The organism is Pseudomonas sp. COR18, from assembly GCF_048568395.1.
Taxonomy (GTDB): domain Bacteria; phylum Pseudomonadota; class Gammaproteobacteria; order Pseudomonadales; family Pseudomonadaceae; genus Aquipseudomonas; species Aquipseudomonas fuscovaginae_B.
On the sequence record NZ_CP183808.1, the window covers coordinates 4,805,467 to 4,821,549 of the forward strand.

Here is a 16,083-nt window from a genome sequence, read left to right on the forward strand (position 1 = left end):
CCCTGCTCCTACAGCGGCGAGTCGCAAACAAACCTTGCGCACGCCTGCGCCCTGTAGGAGCCGGGCTTGCCCGCGAACGCGACCCCAGGACCGCATGCTGCTCCAGGCCTAGCGATTGAGCCCCTGCATCACCGCCTCCGCATAACGGCTACCGGCCGCCGCATCCACAGGAAACACTTCGTCCAGCGCCCGCAACTCGTCAGCGCTCAGCCGTACTTGCAGCGCCGCGACATTCTCTTCCAGGTACTTGCGCTGCCGGGTCCCGGGAATCGGAATCAGGTAGTCACCCTGGGCCAGCACCCAGGCCAGCGCCAACTGACCGGTCGTGACGCCTTTTTCTGCCGCCAACGCGCGGACCTGCTCGACCAGTTGCAGGTTTTTGGCGAAGTTATCGCCCTGGAAACGCGGGTTGTCGCGGCGGAAGTCGTCGGCGGCAAAGTCCTCCGGAGTTTTCAGCGCCCCGGTCAGAAAACCACGCCCCAGCGGGCTGTAGGGCACGAACGCGATTCCCAGCCGTTGGCAGGCCCGCAGGCAGCCGTTGTGCTCCGGATCGCGGCTCCATAACGAGTACTCGCTTTGCAGGGCGCTGATCGGATGGACCTTGTGCGCCCGCTCCAGGGTGCTCGCCGAGGCTTCGCTCAAGCCCAGATAGCGCACCTTGCCGGCCTTGACCAGCTCGGCCATGGCGCCGACGGTTTCCTCGATGGCCACCTGCGGGTCGACCCGGTGCAGGTAATACAGATCCAGGGTGTCGATCCCCAGACGCTGCAAGGTACCGTCGATGGAGCTGCGCACATACTCCGGCCGCCCGTTGACCCCGCGCAGCGCGGGGTTGGCCGGGTCGCGCAGGATGCCGAACTTGCTCGCCAGGAACACCTGGTCGCGCTTGCCGGCCATGGCCCGGCCGATCAGTTCCTCGTTGCGGTAGGGGCCGTACATGTCGGCGGTATCGAACAGGGTCACGCCCAGTTCGAGTGCCCGGTGCAGGGTGGCGATGGCTTCGCGGTTGTCGTTGTCAGTGTTGCCGGTGGTGTAGAAATCGCTCATGCCCATGCAGCCCAGGCCAATGGCGGAAATCTGTGGGCCGTTCTTGCCCAGTTGGCGAGTTTGCATCGCTGACGCTCCGTTGAGGTGAGGGTGGCCCATTCTGGTCCTCGACAAAAAGCCGATAAACCGGCTAAAAGTGTTATCACTGTTTGTATTTTCCAAATAATCTTTGCCAAAGAATGGATGGCCAATGGACCGCTTCAACGCCATGCGCGTGTTCACCCGGATCGTCGAACTGGGCGGTTTCGCCAAGGCCGCCGACAGCCTGCAACTGCCGCGGGCCTCGGTGACGATCCTGGTCAAGCAGTTGGAGGCGCACCTGGGCGTGCAACTGCTGCACCGCACCACCCGCCAGGTCAGCACCACCCTCGATGGCGAGGCCTACTACCGGCGTTGCCTGCAACTGCTGGCGGACCTGGAGGAGACCGAGGCGGTATTCCGTTCCGCGCGCCTGAATCCCCGTGGCACCCTGCGGGTCGATATGCCGGCGGCCATCGGCCGCTTGATCGTGATCCCGGCCCTGCCGGAGTTTACCGCGCGTTATCCGCTGATCGAGCTGGAGATCGGCCTGAACGATCGCCCCGTCGACCTGATTCGCGATGGGATCGATTGCGTGCTGCGCGGCGGCGCGGTGCTGGATGAGTCGCTGGTGGCGCGACCGCTGGTGACCATCGAGCAACTGCTCTGCGCCAGCCCGGCGTACCTGCGCGAGCAGGGCGTGCCGCAGTCGCTGGAGGCGCTGGCCGGGCATCGCATGGTCGAATACTTCTCCAGCGTCAGCGGCAGGCGTTATGGCCTGGACATTCTGCGCGACGGCCAGGTGGAGGAACTGCACCTGCCCAGGCAGCTCTCGGTGAGCAGTGCCGATGGCTACCTGGCGGCCTGCGAGGCCGGGTTCGGCCTGGTGCAGATTCCCTACTACCATGTGGTCGAGCAATTGCGTGACGGGCGGTTGTGCGAGGTGCTGCCGGGGCTTGCGCAACCCGGTTTGCCGCTGGCGGCGCTGTACCCGCCACACCGACAGTTGTCGCAACGGGTGCGGGTGTTCGTCGACTGGCTGGTGGAGGTGTGTGCCCGGCCGGGCATCGGCTTCAAGCGTTGAGGGCAATGGCGCAACAGAAATGAAACGGGTGAGCTGTCGGCTCACCCGTGAATGTCAGCGATGGTAGTAGCCTGGGCCGCCACCGTAATAGCCGGGGCCGCCGTAGTAGCGGTGGTCATGCCAGCCACCGTGGTCGCGCGGCATGATGATGCAGCCGCTCAGTGACAACAGGATCAACGCGGGAATCAGCAGTGTGATTCGACGAAACATGGACACATCCTCATGGTTGAAGGCGGGCAGCGAAAACTCCTGCTCGCCTGTATCATGAGACTGCGTTTTGGTCGGCTTATTCGTCGGGCACTGTAGGTGCTTGGCATGAGTACCGATACAAAGCGGATACATTTCACCCGAAGCCCGGCGTTCCGGGCTTCCTTCAGGATACATGCAATGACCCAGGCACAACGTTTGAAATACTCGATTCTGGTCGTCCTGGTAGTACTGGGGATCATGTTCGGCCTCACCTACCTGCAGAACATCGGCGTGATCAGCGAGAAGCTGTTCCAGTACATCGCGATTGGCGTGGCGGTGGTGGTGGTGATCATCAACGGCGTGATGCGCCGCAAGGTCAAGCCCTGAAGGTCGGCGCCGCCGGCCCGCAACGGGCGGCGTGCCGACGATGAACGATAACGCGGTATATCTCCATGCCGCGTTGTCGAGGTTCAGTCCTGTTGTTCCAGCGCCGTCAGGGCGTCGGGATGCAGGCTGTAGGTCTTGTCCGTGTTCAGCACCACCACGCCCTCGCTGCACAGGCGCTTGAGCACTTCGCGCACGCTGAGAAAGGACAGCGGAATGTCCAGTTCCAGCAGGTGGCCGTGAACGCCGCGTACGCCCAAGCGTCGCTGGCCGTCGCCGACATTGAGCAGGGCATCGATCACCTTCAGCCGGATCAGGCTGGTGCGCAGGCCAAAATGCTTGAGCAGTTGGCGAATGCGCTCGTTGCCATTGCGCTCGGCAGGTTTGGCAAACATGGCGCCCGAGCTGTAGGTTGGATCGCGTTGCAAGGAAATACCGTCCGTTGGCCTGTGCTGGTCGTACATGCGAAAAACTCCTTTTCAGAGCCTGATCAGGAAAGTGATGTCTGCTCTCTTTGGATAAAGACGAACGAGACGGATAAATCATGAAGCTTCGTATGTAGAAAATTTGTCGGCATCAGGTCACAGCCGTGTTGTCGGGCTGAACTGCAGCTGTCTGGCCGGCTAAATTTATGCAGTTCCGTTCGTTTCTAAGGGCAGGCATCGGCTGCCCCGTGCTTTGGCGTGGGTGCCGGTTTTTCCAGGCGTCCGAGAGGGGCGAGCCCCGCGCGCGGCCTGGTTTTCGACGGTCTTATCAGGAGTCTGCGTGATCATTTCCCGGCCATTTCCCAGGTGCTGTCTTGCAACGTTGTTGATCGGCCTGAGCCTGGGCGCCCATGCCCGTTCCCAGGGAGCCGATACCCAGGGGGCCCAACTGAGTGCCGATATCCGCCGCACCACCTTCGGTGTCCCGCATATCCGGGCCAGCGACGAGCGTAGCCTGGGCTACGGCATCGGTTACGCCTATGCCCAGGACAACCTGTGCCTGCTGGCCAATGAAATCGTCACGGTCAATGGCGAACGGTCGAAGTTTTTCGGCCCGCACGAGACCACGGTCGAACAGCGGGACAACCTCGCCAGCGACCTGTTCTTCAACTGGTTCAACACCCCGGCGGCGGTCTCCGCGTTCTGGCAGGCGCAGACCCCGCCGATGCAACAGCGGATCGAAGGGTATGTCGCCGGTTACAACCGCCTGTTGCGCGAGCGCCAGGCCGAGGGCCTGCCGGTGCAGTGCCAGGGGGGCTGGGTCCGACCGATCACCGTGTTCGACCAGGTCAAGCTGACCCGCCGTCTGCTGGTCGAAGGTGGCGTCGGGCAGTTCGTCGAGGCCCTGGCCGCGGCGGCGCCGCCGGAGCAGACCGCACAACGGCCGTCGGCGGCGTTCCAGGTGGCTGCCGAGCGCATGCAGCGGTTCGCCCTGGACCGTGGCAGTAACGCGGTGGCGATCGGTGGCGAGCGCTCGTTCAACGGTCGTGGCCTGCTGCTGGGCAACCCGCATTTCCCATGGGTCGGCGGCATGCGTTTCTACCAGATGCACCTGACCATTCCCGGCCAGCTCGATGTGATGGGCGCGGCGCTGCCGGGCCTGCCGTTGATCAACATCGGTTTCAGCCGACACCTGGCCTGGACCCATACCGTCGATACGTCCAGGCACTTCACCCTGTATCGCCTGCAGCTCGACCCCAAGGACCCGACCCGCTACCTGCTCGACGGCAAGTCCAGGGCCATGGACAAGCGCCAGGTGACCGTCCAGGTCAGGCAGGAGGACGGCAGCCTGAAGCCGGTCTCGCGGCTGGTCTACAGCTCGGTGTTCGGCCCGGTGGTGCAATGGCCCGGCAAGCTCGACTGGAATCGCGAGGTGGCGTTCAGCCTGCGTGATGCCAACCAGGACAACGATCGGGTGCTGCAGCAGTGGGCTGAAATGAATCGCGCCGACAACCTCAAGGCGTTCCAGGCGGCGGTACACCGGATCCAGGGGATTCCGTGGGTCAACACCCTGGCGGTGGATGATCGTGGACAGGCGTTGTACATGAACCTGTCGGTGGTGCCGTACGTGGATGCCGACAAGCTGCGCGAGTGCAGCGACCCGCGTGCTGGCTACGAGATGATCGTGCTCGACGGCTCGCGCCGTGTCTGTGCCTGGCGTGTCGTCGCGAATGCCCCCCAGAAGGGGATTTTCCCGGCGAGCCGCCTGCCGCAACTGGAGCGCGGCGACTATGTGCAGAACTCCAACGACTCGGCGTGGATGGTCAACCCGGCGGCGCCGCTCAAGGGGTTTTCGCCGCTGATCAGCCGCGAGGACCAGCCGTTGAGTCCGCGTGCACGTTTCGCCCTGGAGCGACTGGAGCGCCTGAAGCAGGACGGGCCGGTCAAGGTCGAGGACTTGCAGGCGATGGTGATGGACAACCAGGTCTATCTCGCCAGCCAGGTGCTGCCGGATCTGCTGCAGTTCTGCAGCGCCGACCTGGGGGCGGACGCCGCGACCCTGGCGCCACTGTGTGCCAGCCTCAAGAGCTGGGACCGGCAGGCCAATCTGCAAAGTGGCGTGGGGTTCGTGCACTTCCAGAACGTCATGGCGCAGTTGCTCGAACAGGAGGATATCTGGCGAATCGGATTCGACCCGGCCAACCCCCGGCATACGCCGCGTGGGCTGAACCTCGGGCAGGCGCAGGTGGCCAGTGCCGTGCGCGAGGCGATGCTGGCGTCGGTGGCGAGCGTGGACAAGGCGGGACTGACGGCTGACACGCAGTGGGGCGATGTCCAGCAGGTCGGCCTGGGCGGGCACCCGGTGCCGGTGCATGGCGGGCCGTCGACGCTGGGTGTGTATAACGCGATCCAGAGTGTGCCCACCGAGGGCGGCAAGCGGGAAGTGATCAGTGGCACCAGCTATCTGCAGGTGGTCAGCTTCGATGAGCAGGGGCCACGGGCGCTGGGGTTGCTGGCACCGTCATTGTCCAGCGATCCGGCGTCGGCGCACTTCCGTGACCAGACCGAGGCGTTCTCGCAGAAGGCCTGGAGTGTGCTGCCGTTTACCGAGGAGCAGATCAGGGCTGACAAGGAATATCGGCTGCAGGTGATTGGCGAGAAGTACTGAGGCAGGCCATTGCGATAATGGTGGGCTTCCACGGATGGCCTGAGCAGGCTGCTCAGGCCTTGGGCTTTTCCCGCGGGATGGCGTTGAGCACCGGATTGCCGTCCTTGTTCTGGGTCAGGTAGACCGGCAGGACCTTGGGCAGCGAGATGACCAGTTTCTTCACCTCGGCGGTGCTGTAGATCCCGCCGATGCGGATCCCGCCGGTGTCCGCATCGGCCAGCAGCACTGGCATGGCCAGGTAGCGGTTGATCAGCGGCAGGGCGTCGGCCAGGCTCAGGTTGTCGAGGATCAGCTTGCCGTTGCGCCAGGCCAGGGACGTGTCATTGGCATAGGTCTGGCTGATCTGCGGCTCATAGTCGCCGGCCTTGTAGCGCGCCTGCATGCCCGGATCGAGGCGGTAGCCGCCGGGCTGGCTGCTGTCGCTGTTGACCAGCACGGAACCTTGCAGCAAGGTCACCCGCACCTGGTCCTCATACATCCAGACGTTGAAGCGGGTACCGGTGACCCGGATCTGGCCCTTGGCGGCCTTCACCACGAAGGGGTGCTCGGCGTCATGGCTGACGTCGAAAAAGGCTTCGCCCTTCTTCAGCGTGACCCGCCGTTGATCCTTGTAGTTGCTGTAGGTCAGCTGGCTGCCCAGGTTCAGTTCCACCTGGCTGCCATCGGCGAGGGTGATGTGCTCGACCCGGTTGCCGGCTTCGAAGGTCTGGTAGGAGCTGGGTATCCAGCCCAGGCTCCAGCCGATGTAACCGGCCAGGGGAATGGCCAGCAGGCTGCTGGCCGCCACGCCATAACGCGACCAGTGGCGGCGCTTGACGGGCAGTGGAATGACTTCAGCCTGCGGCGGCCGCGGCAGGTGGTCGGCGACCTCCCAGATCTCCAGCATCGCCTCGTATTCGCTGGCATGCAGCGGGTCGGCCTCGAGCCAGGCGGCGAATTGCTCCCGTTCGGCATCCGTACAGTCCTGCTCATGCAGGCGCATGCACCAATGCGCGGCGGCATCGGTGATCGCGTCGTACTCGGCTTCTGAGAGGATCTGCTCTGTCATTGACTCTTCCCTATTTCCTACATTCTAACCTTCCCCGGCGCCTGCCGAGAACACTAGATGGCAAATGCATATCAGGTCAGATTGGATTTTTCCCCCGAAGTGTCCTGAAAACCGGCTACGGGTGGGGTGTCCATGATGACTCAGGCAATGTGAAAACATTGAAAAATGGCCGCCTGTACCTTCAACACCGCCGGGTCGAGGGACACGCTGGTGCGCCAGCCCAACTCGATCGGGTAGCGCGGCAGGGGCATGGGGCAGGGTAGCAGGCTCAGCCCGCCGAGTTCGGCGATGGCCTGGGCGGCATGGGCCGGAATGGTGGCGACGGCCTGGCTGCCCTTGAGCAGGTAGGGCAATGCCGCGAAATGGCTGGTGGAGGCGCTGACGTGCCGGCCCAATCCCAGGCCGGCCAGCGCTTCGTCGGTGATGCCGATGAAGCCGCCGGACGACACCAGGATATGTTCACGGGCGACGAACTGCTCCAGGCTCAGCCCGGTCTGGCCGGCCTCCAGGCTCTGCGGGTCGACCAGGCAAAGGTAGTCGCCTTCGCCCAGCACCCGGCGGCTGAGCAGGCGTTCGGCGAAGCCGCCAGCGGTGATGGCCAGGTCGAAATGGCGTTGCATCAGGCCTTCACCGACGATCTGGCTGTGGGTCTGGCGGAAGATCAGGCGCAGACGGGGTGCCTGGATAGCGATCAGTTCCAGCAGACGGCGACCGTAGGCAATCTCGAAATCGTCCGACAGCCCGATGATCACCGAGCGGCCCTCGTAGTGTTGGGCCTGCGGGTCGACCAGCGCCAGGCTCTGCCGGCACTTGTTCAGGGCTTCGCTGATCACCGGCTTGAGCTGGTTGGCGCACAGGGTCGGTGCCAGGCCGCGGCCGGTGCGCACGAACAGCGGATCGCCATAGACCTCACGCAACCGGCGCAGGGCGGCGCTGATGGCCGACTGGGTGACGCCCAGGCGCACGGCCGCGCGGCTGGCGCTGGACTCGTCGTGCAGGGCCTCGAAGGCCTTGAGCAGGTTCAGATCCAGGGTCTTGATATTCGTGTTGTTCATATCATTCAGTGATGAAGTGGTCTTTATTCATGATCGACTTCGCCGCGACAATCTGCAACACGAACTCACGTCATGGAGAACCGCTCATGTCCAAATCCATCGTTGCCGCCTTGCAGATCGGGTCCTTGCCGGGTGGCAAGGGCGAGACCCTGGAACAGATCCTGTCCTACGAACAGGCGATCATCGACTCCGGCGCCTGCCTGGTGGTGATGCCGGAAGCGCTGCTCGGCGGCTACCCGAAGGGCGAGACCTTCGGCACCCAGCTGGGCTACCGCCTGCCGGAAGGGCGTGAAGCGTTCGCCCGTTATCACGCCAATGCGATCGACGTTCCGGGCCCGGAAACCGAGGCACTGGCCGGGCTGTCGGCCCGCACCGGGGCCAACCTGGTACTCGGCGTGATCGAGCGCAACGGTCACAGCCTGTTCTGCACCGTGCTGTTCTTCGACCCGCAGGCAGGCCTGGTGGCCAGGCACCGCAAGCTGATGCCGACCGGTACCGAGCGGCTGATCTGGGGCAAGGGCGACGGTTCGACCCTGCCGGTGGTGGAAGGCAAGGCCGGGCGGATCGGTTCGGCGGTCTGCTGGGAGAACTACATGCCGCTGCTGCGTACCGCGATGTACGCCAAGGGCGTGGACGTCTGGTGTGCGCCGACGGTGGACGAACGGGAAATGTGGCGGGTGACCATGCGTCATGTCGCCTGCGAGGGCCGCTGCTTCGTGGTCACCGCCTGCCAGGTCCAGCCCTCGCCGGCGGCGCTGGGCGGCAGTGTCGAGAACTGGCCGGACGAGCGCCCGCTGATCAACGGTGGCAGCCTGATCGTCGGGCCGATGGGCGATGTGCTGGCCGGGCCGCTGGTGGGCGAAGCCGGTCTGCTGACCGCCGAGATCGATACCGACGAGCTGGTACGGGCCCGCTATGATTTCGACGTGACCGGCCACTATTCGCGTCCGGATGTGTTCGAACTGCGAGTGGACGAGCGGGCCAAGCCGGGCGTGCGTTTCATTCAGGACTGAGGCGTCAGGCCGCGCCGCCATTGCTCACGGGTGATTTCCCAGATATCACAGGGCAGTCGCCCGCTGACGAAGGCGCGCTCCTCGCTACGGATCAGGCGCATGCCCTCACGCTCCGAAACCCGTCGCGAGGCCAGGTTGGGCGCGGCCTTGGGGACGCGCAGCAGTGGCCGGTCGAGGACTTCGAACCAGTAACGGGTGACCACGCGGCTGGCCTCGCTCATCAGCCCCTGGCCCTGCCACTGCGGTGCGAGCCAGAAGCCGCGGTTGTTGTCGGTTTCGTTCATCAGGCTGATGGAGCCGATCATCTGTTCCGGTGCCGTCTTCAGGCGCATCGACCAGTGCCATTCCTCGCCGCGTTCGACGGCGGGCAGCGCGATATCACGCAGATAGCTCAAGGCGCCGTCGTCCGGATAGGGCCAGGGCACCAGGGCGTTGAGATAGCGCACCACTTCCCAGTGCGGGAACAGTTGCTGGACGGCGGGTGCGTCGGCCAGCGTCATCGGTTGCAGGATCAGCCGTTCGCTGTGCAGGGTGGGGTATCTGTCCATGATGCGTGCCGTCCCGGACGGAGTCGAAAGGCTCCTTATAACAGCCTTTCGTGTCGCCCAGCAGGTGCTGGTTCACCAGCGGCTGGTATTGGAACCCGGCAGGTCCAGGCGGCCCCGCTCGACGAAACGCATCGTGCCGAACGGTCCCCCGGCCAACTTGCCGCGCAGTACGTAGGGCAGGCCGTCCAGGCTGCGGGCCTGGCTCAGGCCGAAGGTCTGGCGCAGCATGGAAAAGGCCGAGACGCTGACCGGTACCGTCAGCGTTGTTTCGGAAAAGCGCTGCAGCGTGCCCTGCTGGTTGCTGACACCGGAGGCCAGCGGCTGGTCGTTCACCTCCAGGTCGAGGGCTACGCCGTTGTAGGCGATGGCCGTCTCGTTGGGATTCTGCAGGCGCAGGGTCACGGCGAAGCGCATCTCCATGTCCTGGCTGGGCAGTGGCTCGATCCCGACCACGTTGATATTCAACGGGTCGCGACCGGAGAACAGTGCGCAGGCACTGAGGGTCAGCAACAGCAGGCCCAGGCCGAGGAGTTTGCGCATGGTGGAATCCTCTGGATGAATGGCAGGCTCACGATACAGCAAAGCATGGACCCTGCGGCTCCTGACAGTTTCTGACAGGAGTCTCTGCTAGGCTGCGCGCATCCGCTTCTGTTCAGGTTGAATCCACCGTGTCCCGTACTTCCCGTCTATTGACGCTGCTGCAGGTGCTGCGGGCCCGTAGCCGCCCGGCCACAGCGGCGGCCCTGGCCCATGAGCTGGAGATTTCCGAGCGGACGGTCTATCGCGACATTGCCGAACTGATTGCCCTGGGCGCGCCGATCCAGGGCGAGGCGGGGATCGGCTACGTGTTGCGCAGCGGCCTGTTCCTGCCGCCGCTGATGCTCGATGCCGACGAGGCCGAGGCGATCATGCTCGGCCTGCAGTACGTCAACCAGCGGGCTGACGATGTGCTGGGCAAGGCCGCCTGTGGGGCCCTGGCGAAGATTTCCGCGGTGCTCGGGCCGGCGGCCCAGGAGGCCCTGCGCAACCCCACCGTGCTGGCCGGCCCCGCCGGTTACGGCTTCCCGGAGAACATCGTGCCACTGAGCGTGCTGCGTCAGGCGATCGGCCAGCAGACCAAGCTGTACATCGACTACGCCGATGCCAACCGAATCCCCAGCCAGCGCCTGATCTGGCCCCTGGCCCTGGGCTTTCTGAACGAGGTGCGGGTGATCGTCGCCTGGTGTGAGCTGCGCAACGACTACCGGACCTTTCGTACCGACCGCATCGCTGCCGCCTGCGAGCAGGGCGAACGGTATCCGGGACGGCGCAGCGACCTGTTGCGCGGCTGGCACCAGGCCTGCGAGCAACAACAGAAAACCCAGCCGTTCACTCCTGACAAAAACTGGCGCGGGCCTGGCATAGGATGAGGCCAGTCCCACCAGCAAGGAGCTGTACCCCATGAACACCTCATCCCTGGCCCCGGCTATCGAGGCCTATATTGCCGCCGCCAATGCCCGCGACACCTCGACGATCGACAGTTTCTTCGCCGCGGACGCGAATGTCTTCGATGAAGGCCGGCACCAGGTCGGTACCCTGGAGATTGCAAGGTGGATGGATGAAACCGGTCGCAAGTACCAGCCCCGGGTCGAAGTGCTCGACGTCGCCCAGCGCACCGGCAAGGTGCTGGTGCGCAAGCTCGTCTCGGGCAGCTTTCCCGGCAGCCCGGTGGAGTTGCGCTACACCTTCCGGCTGAACGAACAGGGCAAGATCGCCCGGCTGGATATTTCCCTCTGAGTCGAGCTGGCATACTGCGGGGCCCTGTTCAGCAATGGCCCCGCCCATGACCGTCGATTCCCCCCTGATTGCCTACCAGCGAGCCGTCGCCCAGGGCTTTGTCCACGACCCCGCGCAATGGCAGGCGGTGCAGGCGCTGCAACACTGCCAGGAGGCGCTGCACCAGGGGCAGGTCCCCCGCGGCGTCTACCTCTGGGGGCCGGTCGGGCGCGGCAAGACCTGGTTGATGGACCAATTCCACCAGACCCTGCGGGTGCCGTCCCGGCGCCAACATTTCCATCACTTCATGGGCTGGGTGCACCAGCGCTCCTTTCAATTGAGCGGGATTGCCGATCCGTTGCGGGCCCTGGCCCGTGAGCTGGCGGCCGAGGTGCGGGTGCTGTGTTTCGACGAGCTGTTCGTCAATGACATTGGTGACGCGATCATTCTCGGGCGGCTGTTCCAGGTGATGTTCGACGAGGGGGTGGTGATCGTCTGTACCTCCAACCAGCCGCCGAACCAGCTGTATGCCGAGGGTTTCAACCGCGAGCGCTTTCTGCCGGCGATTGCCGCGATCGAACGGCACATGACGGTAGTCGACGTCGATGGCGGCGAGGATCACCGTCTGCATCCGGGCGCGGGTTTGCAGCGTTACTGGGTGGTGCCGGTGGAAGGCTCGAGCGGTTTTGCCCAGGCGTTCGACGCGCTGACCGCCGGGCAGCCGGTGTCCAGCGAGCCGGTCGCCATGGGGCATCGCACCCTGGCGGTGGTGCGGGCTTCGCCGAGCGTGCTCTGGTGCCGTTATGCCGAGCTGTGTGAGCAGCCGTTGGCGGCGATGGACTTCATGGCACTGTGCGATCGTTACTCGGCGATCTTCCTCGACGAGGTGCCGAACCTCAGCGCCCGCCAACGGCCCGGTCGGATCGCCCGGGGCACCGAGGATGCCGCGCAACGGGTAGAGGCGGGGGATCGTCAGTTGCCACAACTGTCGATCCACGATGACAGCGTGCGTCGTTTCATCGCGCTGGTGGACGAGTGCTACGACCGCAAGGTGGCCTTGTACGTCGCGGCCCAGGTACCGCTGGACGAACTGTACAGCGAGGGTTACCTGGCGTTCGCGTTTCGTCGTACCCTCAGTCGCCTGCATGAGATGCAGTTGCAGCGGTTCGGGCAGTGAAGCCAAGTCTGGAGAATTTCCTTCGCCCGGCCCTGGCCCGGGCATACAATCGGCTGCCCTGAAGCGAGAACCGATTTTCAATGATGCCGTCGAGGATGAACATGGATGTTGCGGATGTACTGATACTGCAGGCGAGCTACACCAACCCGGTGCATGCCGAGGCGATCGCCCTGGTGCTGAACCACTATGCCGAAGACCCGATGGGCGGTGGTCAGTCGCTGGACCCTGACCTGCTGGCGCAACTGCCGGCCGAGCTGGCCAAGCGTGCCCATGCGTTCAGTGTGCTGGCGTTTGTCGGTGGCGAGCCGGCGGGGCTGGTGAACTGCTTCGAAGGCTTTTCGACCTTTGCCTGCCGGCCGCTGGTGAACGTGCATGACGTCGCGGTGCTGAGCCGGTTTCGGGGGTTGGGGTTGAGTCGCAGGATGTTGCAGAAGGTCGAGGATATCGCCCGTCAGCGGGGCTGCTGCAAGATTACCCTGGAGGTGCTGGAGGGGAACGCGGTGGCCCGGGCTGCGTACGAGAAGTTCGGTTTCAGTGGCGCCCAGCTGGATCCGAGTCACGGGCAGATGATGTTCTGGAACAAGTATCTGTAATGACTCCCCTCAAGTACCAGGGCGGATATCTTCACTGAACATCCGGTTGGCCGGCATTCAAATAAAAAAGCGCCCCATACAGGGCGCTGAAAGAAAACACCCCTCACAAGAAACTTGTGGAGCAACCAGAGGTGTTATCGGGAGCTCGATCGATGAATCAGGTGTCAGGTTGTTGCTCGGCCGTTTTCACTTCGTTCGAAGAGGCATCGTTCTTTTGCGCCTGAGCGGTCAGGGTCTTCTGTTCGGCCTGCTCGCGCGCCAGCTGCTGGCTGACCTGGAAGTTTTCCCAGCGCTCACGGGCGCGGTCGGAGCCGCCTTCGGCCAGGGCAGCGAAAGAAGTGGCGGACAATAGACCGGCAATCAGCAAGGTAGGCAGTTTCATGATTGATGTTTCCTGAGTTGTCTAAATGGATGTCGCCGTGGCGATCTGAAATTCGGAGCAACTTTAGGACGGGGGAATTAAGTGGCAATTAAGATGGATAAATGCCGGATGAGCGGTTGCAGGAATGTTTGATGAATGTCAGGAAGATTAAGTAAATATTATGAGCCTGTTTTAAGCGGATAATATTTTTCTGATTTTGCCCGTTGGTTCGCAGGCAGGCATGCCAGCCCGGATCGGCGCCATCGGGTAGGCGCCGAGAGAAATGGCCTGTTCCGCTGCGAGCCGCGAGAACAGGCCAGAAGCTCATTTCTTCGCCACGTCTCCCTGCGGCTTGGGCTTGATCAGGCTGAAATCGATCAGCGCCCTCTGTGGACGCGCGTAGGGATCGCCGATCAGCAACGGCCGAACCTTGAACTGATCGCTGACTACGCTCTTGCTCAGGTCCTGCTCATCGAAGCTCAAGCCGGCCAGGTCGGTCCAGGTGTGGATCAGGTGCGAGCTGCTGTAGGGGCGGCTCAGGTCCGAAGCGAAGCTCCAGTCATGGCTTTCGCGCCATTTCGGCGAGGCCCAGGCGATGAACGGTATGGTGTACATCGGCGCCGTCGGCTTGGCCTCGTTGCGGCCCAGGGTGGCATGGCCGGCGGAGTCGAAGACGTCTTCGCCGTGGTCCGACAGATACAGCAGGAAGCCGTTCGGGTCGGTCTTGGCGTAGTCCCTGATCAGGCTCGATACCACGAAATCGTTGTACAGCACGGCGTTGTCGTAGCTGTTGTAGGTCGGTATCTGGTCGTCGCTCAGACCGGGCGGGGCGCCGGTACGGTCGGTGAACTTCTCGAAGGCCGGCGGGTAACGGTACTGGTAGCTCATGTGCGTGCCCAGCAGGTGAACCACGATCAGCTTGCGCGGGGCGCTGTCGGCCAGGGCCTTGTTGAACGGTTCCAGCACATCGCCATCATACTGGCGGGCGTTCTGGTTGCGGTTGTTGTTCAGGTACACCTGCTCGTCGGCCTGCTCGGAGAAGGTCGTGAGCATGGTGTTGCGCTTGGTCATGGTCTGCTGGTTGGTGATCCACCAGGTCTTGTAGCCGGCCTGCTTCATGACGCTGACCAGCGACGGGGTCTTGAGGTACAGGTCGGGGTTTTCTTCGTCGGCGAAGGTCAGGACCTGCTGCAAGGCCTCGATGGTATAGGGACGCGGAGTCACCACGTTGTCGAAGACCGCCAGTTGTTCCCTGAGCTTGTCGAGGTTCGGCGTGGTTTCCCGGCGATAGCCGTACAGGCTCATGCGCTGACGGTTGGTCGACTCGCCGATGACCAGCACCAGGGTGGTCGGCAGGCCGGCCTGGCGGTCCTTGAGGTTATGCAGCGGTGGAATCCTGCTGACGCTGTCGAGCATGCCCTGCATGTTGTTCAGTTGTTGGCGATAGCTGCGATAAGCCACCACCATCTGCCACGGGACCGCCGGTTCGACACGGCTTTCGAAACGCTCCAGGCCTTCCTCCAGCGTCGAGCTGCGGTTGATCTGGCTGACCAGTGGATAGCCGATGATCGACACCAGCAGCAGCGTCGCCACCGCCAGGGCGCGACCGCGTGGCAGGTGAACCGGGCGTACGCGGGTCCAGAGCAGGAAGGCCACGACGCTGTGGGCGAGCAGCGCGAGCAGGATCCACCACTGGAAATACTGGGTCAGGTACTCGCTGGCCTCGGCCATGTTCGATTCGAACATGATGAAGATCACGCTCTGCGAGAATTCCTGCTGGTAGATGAAGAAGTAGCCCAGGCTGGCCAGGGAACAGGCCCACAGCATCAGGCCGATCAGGGCGCTGAGCAGGCGGGTGCGACGCGGGAACACCAGCAGCGGTGCCAGCCAGATGGCGCTGAGGAAGAATGCCTGGCGGAACCCGGAGAAGCCGGAAGTGCCGCTCAACTGGATCAGCAACTGGGTGATACCCGAGAAGTACCAGAAGAACAGGAACATCCAGCCGAGCCCGGCCCAATCAAAACCTTTCGCAGACTTGTTGCTGCGTTCGAACAACGCCATCGAGCACTCCAATCAATCGCCAACTGAACCATGGGGCTGGGAAAAAAGTCGCCATGGGGAATGGCCGCACGAATTGCGCACGGCTGGAAGGCCTGGAGTATCGGTAACGACGTGTGAAAAAAACGTTCAGGGCCAGGCACACCGGCGGCGCGCCTGGAGGGGATAGGGAATCAGCCGTGGGCCGGCGTTCAGTTGCCCAGTCGCGGCAGCGGGGCCTGGGCCGTCAGGGATTGCGCCTGCAGGGCCTCCTGCAAGAGCGCGACCTGCTGCAGCAGCGCGTTGCGCTCATCCTGCAACTGCCGCAACTCATCGCGGCGGATCGTGACGTACAGGGTTTGTGGGGGACGTACTGCGGCTACCGTACCCATTGCTCACCTCGCGAAGGGTCTGTTTCGGTGGAGCTGACCCGGCCTGATCAGGGGCAGGGTGCTCGTTCAAGACAATTTTGGATTCTTTTTCGGCGCATGGGAACTTTTTTATTTTTTGTTGTCGCCGTGTCCTGGGAGCGAGTTCGAGCGTAACAAGAGGGTCACGGGCGACACCGGCGAACCAATCATCGCCGTATTTGACTAACCTTTCGCAGGACACACGCCGTTGCGGTGGGCTAAGGTGTCGCCTTTATCTTTTTCGAGTTTTTTCGAACTCGTCGTCTGGAGT

The 16,083-nt window shown here is 63.5% G+C and carries 18 protein-coding genes; 8 read left to right on the plus strand and 10 right to left on the minus strand.

Going from position 1 to position 16,083, the window contains the following annotated elements; translation table 11 throughout:
• Positions 1-108: 108 nt before the first annotated feature.
• Positions 109-1,113 (minus strand): aldo/keto reductase, encoded by a 1,005-nt coding sequence (locus tag ACM62G_RS21985; RefSeq protein ID WP_419735552.1) that lies wholly within the window; start codon positions 1,111-1,113, stop codon positions 109-111.
• A 124-nt stretch (positions 1,114-1,237) separates the two neighbouring features.
• Between ACM62G_RS21985 and ACM62G_RS21990 the strand changes: the two genes are divergently transcribed.
• Positions 1,238-2,149 (plus strand): LysR family transcriptional regulator, encoded by a 912-nt coding sequence (locus tag ACM62G_RS21990; RefSeq protein ID WP_419735553.1) that lies wholly within the window; start codon positions 1,238-1,240, stop codon positions 2,147-2,149.
• A gap of 54 nt (positions 2,150-2,203) precedes the next feature.
• On the opposite strand, the gene ACM62G_RS21995 is transcribed toward ACM62G_RS21990, so the two are convergent.
• Positions 2,204-2,359 carry a hypothetical protein gene (locus ACM62G_RS21995; protein WP_192842770.1) on the minus strand — a complete coding sequence of 52 codons (156 nt, stop codon included), beginning with the start codon at positions 2,357-2,359 and terminating at the stop codon, positions 2,204-2,206.
• 177 nt (positions 2,360-2,536) lie between these two features.
• Between ACM62G_RS21995 and ACM62G_RS22000 the strand changes: the two genes are divergently transcribed.
• Positions 2,537-2,725 carry a hypothetical protein gene (locus tag ACM62G_RS22000; RefSeq protein ID WP_054060316.1) on the plus strand — a complete coding sequence of 63 codons (189 nt, stop codon included), beginning with the start codon at positions 2,537-2,539 and terminating at the stop codon, positions 2,723-2,725.
• A gap of 83 nt (positions 2,726-2,808) precedes the next feature.
• On the opposite strand, the gene ACM62G_RS22005 is transcribed toward ACM62G_RS22000, so the two are convergent.
• Entirely contained in the window at positions 2,809-3,186 is a 378-nt protein-coding gene (locus ACM62G_RS22005) for a fe2+ zn2+ uptake regulation protein (protein WP_054060315.1), read from the minus strand.
• 301 nt (positions 3,187-3,487) lie between these two features.
• Here ACM62G_RS22005 and ACM62G_RS22010 point away from each other — a divergent pair, with 301 nt between their 5' ends.
• Positions 3,488-5,815: an acylase gene (locus ACM62G_RS22010; RefSeq protein ID WP_419735554.1), complete on the plus strand. Its 2,328-nt coding sequence runs from the start codon at positions 3,488-3,490 to the stop codon at positions 5,813-5,815.
• Between the two features lie 52 nt (positions 5,816-5,867).
• Here ACM62G_RS22010 and ACM62G_RS22015 read toward each other — a convergent pair whose 3' ends face one another.
• Both ACM62G_RS22015 and ACM62G_RS22020 read right to left on the minus strand, forming a co-directional pair.
• Positions 5,868-6,863 carry a FecR family protein gene (locus tag ACM62G_RS22015; protein ID WP_054060313.1) on the minus strand — a complete coding sequence of 332 codons (996 nt, stop codon included), beginning with the start codon at positions 6,861-6,863 and terminating at the stop codon, positions 5,868-5,870.
• Between the two features lie 140 nt (positions 6,864-7,003).
• Positions 7,004-7,918, minus strand: a complete 915-nt coding sequence (locus ACM62G_RS22020; RefSeq protein WP_419735555.1) for a LysR family transcriptional regulator — start codon at positions 7,916-7,918, stop codon at positions 7,004-7,006.
• An 86-nt stretch (positions 7,919-8,004) separates the two neighbouring features.
• Here ACM62G_RS22020 and ACM62G_RS22025 point away from each other — a divergent pair, with 86 nt between their 5' ends.
• Positions 8,005-8,931 (plus strand): carbon-nitrogen hydrolase family protein, encoded by a 927-nt coding sequence (locus ACM62G_RS22025; protein ID WP_054060311.1) that lies wholly within the window; start codon positions 8,005-8,007, stop codon positions 8,929-8,931.
• Here the strand turns inward: ACM62G_RS22025 and ACM62G_RS22030 are convergent.
• Both ACM62G_RS22030 and ACM62G_RS22035 read right to left on the minus strand, forming a co-directional pair.
• A complete protein-coding gene (locus ACM62G_RS22030) occupies positions 8,922-9,479 on the minus strand; it encodes a GNAT family N-acetyltransferase (RefSeq protein WP_054060310.1) in 558 nt (185 codons plus the stop codon). The genes ACM62G_RS22025 and ACM62G_RS22030 overlap by 10 nt on opposite strands.
• A 72-nt stretch (positions 9,480-9,551) precedes the next feature.
• Positions 9,552-10,019, minus strand: coding sequence for an LEA type 2 family protein (locus tag ACM62G_RS22035; protein WP_054060309.1), 468 nt, complete (start codon positions 10,017-10,019; stop codon positions 9,552-9,554).
• A gap of 128 nt (positions 10,020-10,147) precedes the next feature.
• Between ACM62G_RS22035 and ACM62G_RS22040 the strand changes: the two genes are divergently transcribed.
• The 4 genes from ACM62G_RS22040 (at position 10,148) to ACM62G_RS22055 (ending at position 13,004) form a co-directional block, all read left to right on the plus strand.
• A complete protein-coding gene (locus ACM62G_RS22040; protein WP_419735556.1) occupies positions 10,148-10,888 on the plus strand; it encodes a helix-turn-helix transcriptional regulator in 741 nt (246 codons plus the stop codon).
• Positions 10,889-10,919: 31 nt separating this feature from the next.
• Positions 10,920-11,255 (plus strand): nuclear transport factor 2 family protein, encoded by a 336-nt coding sequence (locus ACM62G_RS22045; protein ID WP_054060307.1) that lies wholly within the window; start codon positions 10,920-10,922, stop codon positions 11,253-11,255.
• A 46-nt stretch (positions 11,256-11,301) separates the two neighbouring features.
• Complete coding sequence (gene zapE / locus ACM62G_RS22050) at positions 11,302-12,411, plus strand: cell division protein ZapE (RefSeq protein ID WP_054062814.1); 1,110 nt, start codon at positions 11,302-11,304, stop codon at positions 12,409-12,411.
• Between the two features lie 101 nt (positions 12,412-12,512).
• Positions 12,513-13,004: a GNAT family N-acetyltransferase gene (locus tag ACM62G_RS22055; protein WP_054060337.1), complete on the plus strand. Its 492-nt coding sequence runs from the start codon at positions 12,513-12,515 to the stop codon at positions 13,002-13,004.
• A 157-nt stretch (positions 13,005-13,161) separates the two neighbouring features.
• Here ACM62G_RS22055 and ACM62G_RS22060 read toward each other — a convergent pair whose 3' ends face one another.
• From ACM62G_RS22060 to ACM62G_RS22070, 3 genes are all read right to left on the minus strand, one after another.
• Complete coding sequence (locus ACM62G_RS22060) at positions 13,162-13,386, minus strand: hypothetical protein (protein WP_273822478.1); 225 nt, start codon at positions 13,384-13,386, stop codon at positions 13,162-13,164.
• A gap of 303 nt (positions 13,387-13,689) precedes the next feature.
• Complete coding sequence (locus ACM62G_RS22065) at positions 13,690-15,426, minus strand: phosphoethanolamine transferase CptA (protein WP_054060304.1); 1,737 nt, start codon at positions 15,424-15,426, stop codon at positions 13,690-13,692.
• Between the two features lie 188 nt (positions 15,427-15,614).
• A complete protein-coding gene (locus tag ACM62G_RS22070; protein ID WP_054060303.1) occupies positions 15,615-15,794 on the minus strand; it encodes a DUF6026 family protein in 180 nt (59 codons plus the stop codon).
• Positions 15,795-16,083 lie beyond the last annotated feature (289 nt).

Coding starts and splice junctions, on each gene's coding strand:
- ACM62G_RS21985 (WP_419735552.1), bottom strand. CDS start 1,113: ATGCAAACTCGCCAACTGGGCAAGAACGGCCCACAGATTTCCGCCATT.
- ACM62G_RS21990 (WP_419735553.1), top strand. CDS start 1,238: ATGGACCGCTTCAACGCCATGCGCGTGTTCACCCGGATCGTCGAACTG.
- ACM62G_RS21995 (WP_192842770.1), bottom strand. CDS start 2,359: ATGTTTCGTCGAATCACACTGCTGATTCCCGCGTTGATCCTGTTGTCA.
- ACM62G_RS22000 (WP_054060316.1), top strand. CDS start 2,537: ATGACCCAGGCACAACGTTTGAAATACTCGATTCTGGTCGTCCTGGTA.
- ACM62G_RS22005 (WP_054060315.1), bottom strand. CDS start 3,186: ATGTACGACCAGCACAGGCCAACGGACGGTATTTCCTTGCAACGCGAT.
- ACM62G_RS22015 (WP_054060313.1), bottom strand. CDS start 6,863: ATGACAGAGCAGATCCTCTCAGAAGCCGAGTACGACGCGATCACCGAT.
- ACM62G_RS22020 (WP_419735555.1), bottom strand. CDS start 7,918: ATGAACAACACGAATATCAAGACCCTGGATCTGAACCTGCTCAAGGCC.
- ACM62G_RS22025 (WP_054060311.1), top strand. CDS start 8,005: ATGTCCAAATCCATCGTTGCCGCCTTGCAGATCGGGTCCTTGCCGGGT.
- ACM62G_RS22030 (WP_054060310.1), bottom strand. CDS start 9,479: ATGGACAGATACCCCACCCTGCACAGCGAACGGCTGATCCTGCAACCG.
- ACM62G_RS22035 (WP_054060309.1), bottom strand. CDS start 10,019: ATGCGCAAACTCCTCGGCCTGGGCCTGCTGTTGCTGACCCTCAGTGCC.
- ACM62G_RS22045 (WP_054060307.1), top strand. CDS start 10,920: ATGAACACCTCATCCCTGGCCCCGGCTATCGAGGCCTATATTGCCGCC.
- zapE (WP_054062814.1), top strand. CDS start 11,302: ATGACCGTCGATTCCCCCCTGATTGCCTACCAGCGAGCCGTCGCCCAG.
- ACM62G_RS22055 (WP_054060337.1), top strand. CDS start 12,513: ATGGATGTTGCGGATGTACTGATACTGCAGGCGAGCTACACCAACCCG.
- ACM62G_RS22060 (WP_273822478.1), bottom strand. CDS start 13,386: ATGAAACTGCCTACCTTGCTGATTGCCGGTCTATTGTCCGCCACTTCT.
- ACM62G_RS22065 (WP_054060304.1), bottom strand. CDS start 15,426: ATGGCGTTGTTCGAACGCAGCAACAAGTCTGCGAAAGGTTTTGATTGG.
- ACM62G_RS22070 (WP_054060303.1), bottom strand. CDS start 15,794: ATGGGTACGGTAGCCGCAGTACGTCCCCCACAAACCCTGTACGTCACG.